The organism is Rhodococcus sp. EPR-134, assembly GCF_001647205.1.
Taxonomy (GTDB): Bacteria; Actinomycetota; Actinomycetes; order Mycobacteriales; family Mycobacteriaceae; genus Rhodococcus_F; species Rhodococcus_F qingshengii.
In genome coordinates, this window is sequence record NZ_LVCT01000227.1 from 1 (window position 1) to 1,023 (window position 1,023).

The 1,023-nt window shown below is 62.7% G+C and carries 2 protein-coding genes; one reads left to right on the forward strand and one right to left on the reverse strand.

Annotated features, from left to right (window positions below; genetic code table 11):
* Positions 1-393 (forward strand): EamA family transporter (locus A2J01_RS09990; RefSeq protein ID WP_156519231.1); only part of this gene is annotated, 393 nt, incomplete at its 5' end.
* Positions 394-618: 225 nt separating this feature from the next.
* On the opposite strand, the gene A2J01_RS36340 is transcribed toward A2J01_RS09990, so the two are convergent.
* Positions 619-1,023, reverse strand: a 405-nt coding sequence (locus A2J01_RS36340; RefSeq protein ID WP_197494200.1) for a sugar phosphate isomerase/epimerase family protein, incomplete at its 5' end; no start/stop codon positions are given.

Genomic DNA, 1,023 nt, shown 5'->3' on the forward strand with positions numbered 1-1,023 from the left:
GTCGGAAGCGGTGGCGCATTTGCACTCTCGTTCATCGCACTTCACCAGATCGGCGAGGGCAGCGGGCTGTGGGCGTTGGCCGTATCTCGAGGTGCCGCGACCGTCGTGGTGTGGTTGGTCGCGCTGGCGGCCGGTCACTTCGTTCTCCCACGAGGCGAGCCACTCAAGCTCGCGGTGTACGTCAGCGTCCTCGACGTCGTCGCGAACGGGACGATGATCTACGCCTTCCAAGGCGGAATGCTCTCACTGGTCAGCGTGATCGGTTCGCTGTATCCGGCTGCGACGGTTCTGCTCGCCATGGTGATGCTGGGCGAGCGGGTAAGCCGCGTGCAACAAGCGGGAATGCTGTTGGCGCTGGCGGCAGTCGGCATGATTGCCGTCGCTGGGGCGTAGTTCCTTTTCAGCGGCTGTGACCCGTACACCCATCGTAGGAACGCGCTGTTTCATTCCTCGACGAGTACCCGGGCTACTTGCACGCCGGATACCCCGATCCGCAACCATCTGTCAAAAGAGTCCCGCGTGGTTTGAACTGGTCTCCGATTGGCGGAGTGGCCAAATTGGAAAACGCGGCGGCGGTGCGAGTTTGGTACCGCACCAAACTCAGGGCCTCGGAATAGCTCATGACGGCTCGACAATGCCCGCGGGCGAACCAAATTCAGTACTCCGCAGGAACATCCGAGTGGCCGCGGAAAGGTGGGCCACGGTTTCATCCGGATCTCCGATATCAGCGGTGAACACCTCGACTCCCAACACGACGTCGGGAGCCACGACCCCCAACGTCCGCACAATCTCCGCGATCGGCGCCGTTCCCTCGCCAGGAGCCAGGCGGCCGGTCATCGGTACATAGGGATCGTGGCGGCCAGGCTGGACACGATCGCTGATCTGCACTTCGAATACCTGACCATGGGTAACCTCTGCAAGCTGGGTCGGCGTACCACCCGAGCGCAGAAAGTGCCAAGTATCGAACAGGATTCCAACGCCGGGGTGGTCGGCTCGCCGGACGATGTCCAACGCCGCACCGAG